Source organism: Micromonospora sp. NPDC005161 (assembly GCF_053599855.1).
In genome coordinates, this window is record NZ_JBSFYQ010000035.1 from 77,160 (window position 1) to 84,307 (window position 7,148).

Sequence of the window (7,148 nt, forward strand, 5' to 3'; positions counted from 1 at the left end):
GGCGTCCCCTGGGGGGACACCCCACACATGAGGGTGTGTCTGGAGCCGATCAGGAGCGATGAGAGTGGTGTTGACCTGGGCTGTGAGCGAGTACGGGGGGTCCGTTTGGGGGTCGGGATCAAGGCGGACGGTGAAACGGGGACCGACATCGACACCGTAACGGCGGGTCACACCGCGTCAGGCGTAACGGTGCGCTGAAAGTCTGCGTGAGCCGGGTCGGTGACGGCGTTGGCGACGCAGGTGATGGTCGTTGTGCAGGGTCATGATGCGTGAAGCTCCTCGATCAGGAATGCGGATGGGCTTTCGATGCGCGCCCTCGCTGCTGCGCCCAGACAGCCGCGGCGGGCGACGTCGCGGTGACAGTTCTGTCAGGTTCTGCCAGGTTCTGTCAGGTCGCCGGCTTGCTGCCAGACGAAAGAACTGGTCTGACAGCGGCGACCCGGGCTGACAGAGGACCTCGTGGTTCGGTCACGCGCCTCCATTCGCGGCAGTTCCGGCGCGGTCGGTGCCGGTGGAGTGATCTCGACGCGCACGAGCGCCGATTCGGTGGCGTTTGACAGCTGATGCCCGTCCAGGCGCAGCTGTCCGGCGAGGGCCTTGCGGGATAGCGATGTCTTCTCGACAGTAAGGGCGCGGGCGGCGGTCCGGGCGGCCGGGACCAGCGCCGCCACCTGCGGGCCGCCGTCGCCGGTTGCCGCCTCGTGGTCCCGGCGGTCCGGGACCGTCCGGCCCCGGTCCGCAGCGGCGGGGACCGCGGCAATGGGGTCCCGGACCGTCTCGCTAGGGTCCGAGACGAACGTGTCAGCGACGAGCGCCGGTCGTGGCCCGGTCCGGCCGGGCCGAGCGGTCCGGCCGGGCCGAGCGGTCCGGTCGGGCCGAGCGGTCCGGGGTCGGGTCCCGGCCGAGGGCGATCTCTATCATCGCCAGGAATCGGAACGCCGGCAGCGCGGCGGCGATCCAGCCGATCACCGACGCCTCGGCCTCCACCACCTGCGCGGCCAGGGACAGCAACACCACCAACGTCAGCACCGTGGCGGGGAAGGCGACGCTGGTGCCTAAGCGCCGGTGGCGGCGCAACTCCAAACCGGCGGCGATCGACGTCAACTCCAGCACGACCGCGTCGGCCCAGGCCAGCCAGCCCAGCTGGCCATGCGTCGCCGCGACGTCATGCACATGCGTGAACACCCCCGGCTGGCCGTGCCGTGGTCCGGCCGGCCCGGCGAACGGGCCGGCCGGCCACGGTGGCCCTGTCAGCCGCTCGTGCAGAGGATGCCGTTCAGGGTGAACGCGGTGGGCAGCACGTTCGGCCCGCTGTACGCGCCGACGAAGCCGGCGCTCACGCTGCCGCCGGCGGCGATCTGTCGGTTGTCGTCGGTCGGCGTGACCCGCACGGCGGCGCCGACCTGCTCCCAGGTGGCGTTCCAGCCGCTGCTCACCTGCTGCCAGCCCGTGGGCCACCGCCAGATGAGCGTCCAACCGTTGATCGGGCTCGTCCCGTTGTTGATGATCTCGACGTTACCGATGTAGCCGTTGCCCCAGTCGCTGTTGGTGGTGAAGCGGACGGTGCACGCACTCTCGGCCGGGCTGCCGGTGGCGAAGGTCAGCGGCGGTGAGGACCAGGACACCCGGCCGGCGGTGTCGCGGGTCAGCACGTTGACGGTGTACCTGCTGCCCGACACCAGGTTGCCGACCGTGAGCGAGGTGGCCCTGGTCTCGCCGAGCTGCTCGCTGATCGCCCCGTTCTGCCGGTACACCTCGTACTTGGCGATCGGGCTGCCACCCGGGGTGGCCGCCGGCCAGGAGATCGTCGCGGACCGGTCGGTGACGCCGCTGGCCGTGGGCTGGCCCGGCGCCGCGGGCCGCCCGGCGGTGCCGCCGGTCGGGCGCAGCACGAGCATGGTCAGCGAGTACGGCGGCAGCGTCCGACTGGTCGCCGAGCCGGACTGGCTGGTGGCGATGCCGGCCGCGCCGTTGGTGAGGGTGGAGACCGTCGGCGCGGCGGCGGACGGGGTGAACCCGGCGTAGTCGATGGTGACCGGATGCGCGGTGTCCGGATCCTTGTTCACCAGCAGCACCGCGAGGTCACCGTTGGCCCGGCGGACCGCGTGGGCGCTGACCAGCGACTGGTCGGTGCCGGCGCGGACGAACTGGTCGCCGGCCTTGGCGAAGACGTTCATCATGGCCAGCCCGTGGTAGGGCGCGAACGGTGTGTTCAGCGGCGGCTCGCACACCGAGCCGTCCTCCGTGCAGGCGCCGCTGGACAGTATCCCGAAGTCCCCATAGTCGGTCTGGCCCGCCACCTCCGACACCGTGCCGATGCCGTTGTGCACGTTCCACCACTGCACGGTGAAGACGCCGTTTTCCAGCAGCCCACTGTAGGCGTCGGCCAGGAAGAGCGCCGCCGGCTGGGTGGTCCGGCCGGCGTCGACGTTCAACTCGGTGAAGCTGATGCCGATGCGCGCGGCGTTCGGGCCGGCGTACCGGGTGAGCTGCTGCCGGAGCAGGTAGGCCGCGTCGGGGATGTGGTTGGTCCGGGCCAGTGACTCCGCGGCCGTGCCACCCGGGTACCAGTGCACGTCGACGAAGTCGATCTTCGGGCCGGCGAGGGAGAGCACGGTCTGGTTCCAGGGGCCCGGGTCGGCGCCGGCGGTGATCCCGTCCGGCCGGTTGCCCGGCATCGTCAGCACCGCGCCGACCTTGATGCTCGGGTCGGCCGCCTTCATCGCATCGGCGTACTCGATGACCAGCCTCGCGTACTGGGTCGCGCTCTTGTCCGGGTGGTCGTCGGCCTCCCAGGCCGATCCGTAGTGGCCGTTGCCGTAGTTCTCGTTGCCGACCGTCCAGTACTTCGCGCCGTAGCCCTTGGTCACGTTGGCGTACCGCACCCAGTCGGCGGCCTCGGCCGCGGTACCCGTGCCGTAATTGGCGATGATCATCGGTTCGGCGCCGACCCGCTGGACCGCGGCCATGAAGGTGTCGAAGTCGGTCCCCGGTGCGACGTACCCGCCGGGTGCCGTGTGGTCCTTCCAGTGGTAGATGTCGGCGTACGAACCGCCGGGGTACCGCAACATCCGCACGCCGGCGTCGCGCAGCAGGTCCGACGTCTCGGCGCTGCCCAGGTGCTGGTCCCAGATGGCGTGATTGACGCCCAGTGCGGTATCGGGCACGGTCGCCAACCCCGCCCGCGCGTTCACGGTTATGGCAACCGGGTCAGCTGCCGCGCTGACGGTCGGGGGTTGACGCCGGCGAGCGCGCCCACGGCGAGCAGCAGGCTCGCCAGGAGAGCCGTGTGACGGGATCGGGCGGGCCGGGCCCTGCGGGTTTTCGGGTACGGCATTGGCTGGGCTCCTTTGCGGAGAACGACAGTGAGTCGCCCAGCCTCGGACCGGTCGGTCGCACGGGAGACGCGGCGTGGTGGCGGGCAGACTCGTGGACGGACGGCTCCCGGTATGCCATCGCTCGTGTCACCGTCCCCCGGGAATCCACCAAGGGATCCCGGCTGCCCATGGACGGGCGTCAGCCCCGCGCGCGCGACAAATCATCGACGGCCAAGAATGTCACGCCGATCCGACGACCTCAAGTGCAGGTCCGAGCCTTTCGGCCCACCCTCCTGCCGTGTGCGAGCGGATCCGCCGGCGGGGTGGCGTGCGGGCGGGTCGGCTGCCACCATCACGGGCATGTCTGTCGCCCGTCGTACGCTGCTCGGGGCCGGCCTGGCCGCCGTAACCTCCGCCCTCGCTGGCTGCGATGACAAGCGCGGACTGGGCGCGGGCGGGACCGACCCGGGCGATGCGGTGGCCGTGACCGACGCAGCCGGCAACAGGGCGGGGTTCGGCCCGGCCGGGAAGCCCTCGGTGGCGCCCGGCACGGCGAACCACGGCGCGGCCCCCGGCGGCGGCAGCATCCCAGCGAAACAGGCCCGCTACGTGACCGCGCTGCTCCGGCAACACCTGCCCGCCACGCCGCAGACCTTTCAGCACAGCGGCTTCCCCGGTGCCGTCGCCGTCGTCCAGGTCAACGGCAAGACGACCGTGCACACCGCTCTCGGGGAGGCGCTCCGCTACGCGGCCGGCCCGAAACTCCTCTCGGCTGGCAAGCGCGTTCCGATGCGCCCCGACTCCATCTTCGACCTCGCCTCGGTCACCAAGGTCTACACCGCCATCCTGCTCCTGCAGCAGGTCGACAAGGGGCGCGTCGACCTCGCCGCCCCCGTCCGCGACTACCTGCCCGCCTTCACCGGCGCCGGCAAGGACCGGGTCACCGTCGAGATGCTGCTCACCCACACCAGCGGCCTCCCCGTCGGCGCCAAGGTCACCGGCCTGCCGGACAACGCGGCCCGCTGGAACGCCGTGCTCGCCACCCCACTGGTCTCCGGCGCTGTGCCCGGGGACACGTTCCGCTACTCCAGTGTCGGGCTCATGGTCGCCGGCAAGATCGTGGAAAAGGTCACCGCTCAGGGCCTCGAGCAGGCTCTCAAGACCAATCTCACCGGGCCTCTCGGCCTTCGGGACACGGGCTTCAACCCCAACACCTGGCTGTCCAGCGACGCCAAGGCCACCCGTCTGGTCGCCACCGACGCCCGCTCGTCCCGCGGCCTCCTTCGCGGCACCGTCCACGACGACGTCGCCAACCACCTGGGCGGCGTCGCCGGTCACGCCGGCATCTTCGCCAGCGCCACCGACCTGGCCGCCATCGGCGAACTCCTCCTCAACGGCGGCACATACCAGGGCAAGCGCATCCTCGCCGCCGCCACCGTTCGACAGATGCTCACCAACCACAACGCCGGGAAGCCCGCCATCGACCCGGAACACCCCAACCGCACCGCCGCCCACGGCCTCGGTGTCGTCCTCAACCAACCCTGGTTCATGGGCAGGCTCGCCTCCCCCGAGACCTTCGGCCACACCGGCTTCGCCGGGCCGTCCCTCCTGGTCGACCCGAACCGCAAACTCGTCCTCGTCCTGCTCACCAACCGGGCCCACCCCAACTGGAGCTGGGCGAACCCCGATCCGGTACGCGCCGCCGTCGGCGACGTCCTCGCCAAGATCCTCTGAGGGGCGCGCCCGCGGCACCACAGGGCCGGCAGAGCAGGAATAATCCCGCGGCATGCGGGGACGAATCGGTGCGGTCCGACGGTGGTACGGGGAGCGCGGACGGGTCGTCCGCCGTGTCCTCCTCGTGCTGGTCGCCGGTGTGGTGCTGCTGAGCGGCGGCACCCTGGCCAGCGTGGTGTGGATTCGCGGTGACGCGGATGACCACATCTACAGCGAGGCGGGTGTGCCGGACGCGCCGGTCGCCCTGGTCCTGGGCACCAAGGTGCAGGCGGACGGTGAGCCGTCACCGTTCCTCGCCGCCCGGCTGGAGATCGCGCGGCGGCTGTTCGACGCCGGCAAGGTTCGAGCGATCCTGGTGTCCGGCGACAACATGAACGCCGACTACAACGAGCCCGGGGCGATGCTGCGCTGGCTGGTCGACCGGGGCGTGCCGGCGCGGCAGGTGGTGCTGGACCACGCCGGCTTCGACACGTACGACTCGTGCGCGCGGGCGGAACGGATCTTCGGGGTGCGGCGCGCGACCGTGGTGACCCAGTCCTTCCACCTACCCCGCGCCGTGGCTCTGTGCAGGCGCCTCGGCATCGACGCCAACGGCGTGGGCGACGAGACCGTGAAGCGGTACGCCCGACCGTGGCGGGTCAGCTCCACCCGCGAGTACGGTGCCTGCCTGAAGGCGGCTCTGGACCTGCTCTCCGGTCGGGACCCGGCCCTTCTCGGCCGCCGCGAGACCGGCGTCGACGACGCTCTTCGCAAGGGTTGACGAGGGTCGCGGTCCTGGCCGCCCCACCCAGCGACGCGGATCCGGCGGTCCCGAGCGGCGTACCGTCAGCGGTGCCGGGGTGCTGCGGCGCTGTCGCGTTCGATGAGGTCGGTGGCGAGTTCGACGCGCGGGCTTTCGATCGTCTCGCCGGCGGCGAGCCGCAGCACGGTACGCGCGGCCAGCATGCCCATCTTGGCCAGGGGCTGGCGGACCGTGGTCAGCGGCGGGGAGCACCACTGGACCTCCGGCAGGTCGTCGAAGCCGACCACGCTGGGTCGGGCACCCGTAGGCCACGTTTGCGGACCGCCTCGTAGACGCCGAGCGCCATCTGGTCGCTGGCGGCGAAGATGGCGGTGGGCGGGTCGGGCAGGGACAGCAGTTGCGTACCGGCGGTGTAGCCCGCCTCGTGGTAGAAGTTGCCGGGGCGGATCAACGCGTCGTCGACAGCGATACCGGCGGCGCCGAGGGCGGCGCGGTAGCCGTCCAGACGGGCCCGGCTGCACATCAGGTGCGGTGGACCGGCGACGAAGCCGATGCGGCGGTGGCCGAGGCCGAGCAGGTACTGGTTGGCGCTGAGGCTGCCCGCCCAGTTGGTGGCGCCGATGGTGGGCGCCGCCTGCGGGTCGATGCCGGCGGGGTCGATGATGACCACCGGGAGATGGAGCCGGCTCAACTCGGCCTGGAGCGGCGGGTTCACCATCGAGGTCACGAAGATGACCCCGTCGGTGGAGCGGGCGCGCATGTTTGCGAGCCACTGCTTCGCCGAGGAGATGCGCCAGTGGATGGCCGAGACGACGGTGCCGACGCCGCTGCCCAGGGCGACGTCCTCCACCCCACGGATGATCTCCACCGCCCATGGGCTGTCCAGGTCGTTGAAGACCAGGTCGATCAGGGCGGCATCGGTCTCCTTGACGGGCGAACGGCGGCGGTAGCCGTGCAGGGTGAGGAGTTCCTCGACCCGTTTTCGCGTGCGGGGGGCGACGTCGGAGCGGCCGTTGATGACCCGGGAGACCGTGGGCACGGAGACACCCGCCAACCGCGCGATCATCGCGATGGTGACGTTTCGGTGGTTGTCGGAGCCCACGGTCGGCCCTCCGTCTGGCTGGAGTCTTCAGGTCGGCTCGATGGTTCGAAGGCCGTCTCCGGAACTTCCGGTGCTTCACCGGTACTATCAATCGATGGCCGGCACGCTACGAGTCGTTTCCACACTGGTCAAGGTCTCTGTTTAATTGCGAAGAGAGCGGCTAGCCTCGCGCCTTCATGAAGGCTGGCGGTGGTGGCGGGTCGTGAACGTGAAAATGCCCTCTGGGCTGGGATGATGGGACTTGTCGAGGGTC

The 7,148-nt window shown here is 70.9% G+C and carries 3 protein-coding genes and 2 pseudogenes; 2 read left to right on the plus strand and 3 right to left on the minus strand.

Annotation, left to right across the window (positions count from 1 at the left end):
- Positions 1 to 801 precede the first annotated feature (801 nt).
- Together ACWD5O_RS27705 and ACWD5O_RS27710 are read right to left on the minus strand one after the other, a co-directional pair.
- Positions 802 to 1,173 (minus strand): hypothetical protein, encoded by a 372-nt coding sequence (locus ACWD5O_RS27705; protein WP_450087057.1) that lies wholly within the window; start codon positions 1,171 to 1,173, stop codon positions 802 to 804.
- Positions 1,174 to 1,250: 77 nt separating this feature from the next.
- A pseudogene (locus ACWD5O_RS27710) lies at positions 1,251 to 3,337 on the minus strand (cellulose binding domain-containing protein).
- Between the two features lie 340 nt (positions 3,338 to 3,677).
- Between ACWD5O_RS27710 and ACWD5O_RS27715 the strand changes: the two are divergent.
- Entirely contained in the window at positions 3,678 to 5,051 is a 1,374-nt protein-coding gene (locus ACWD5O_RS27715) for a serine hydrolase domain-containing protein (protein ID WP_450087058.1), read from the plus strand.
- A gap of 52 nt (positions 5,052 to 5,103) precedes the next feature.
- Positions 5,104 to 5,811, plus strand: a complete 708-nt coding sequence (locus ACWD5O_RS27720; RefSeq protein ID WP_354968078.1) for a SanA/YdcF family protein — start codon at positions 5,104 to 5,106, stop codon at positions 5,809 to 5,811.
- A 65-nt stretch (positions 5,812 to 5,876) separates the two neighbouring features.
- On the opposite strand, the pseudogene ACWD5O_RS27725 reads toward ACWD5O_RS27720, so the two are convergent.
- A pseudogene (locus ACWD5O_RS27725) lies at positions 5,877 to 6,859 on the minus strand (LacI family DNA-binding transcriptional regulator).
- Between the last annotated feature and the right edge of the window lie 289 nt (positions 6,860 to 7,148).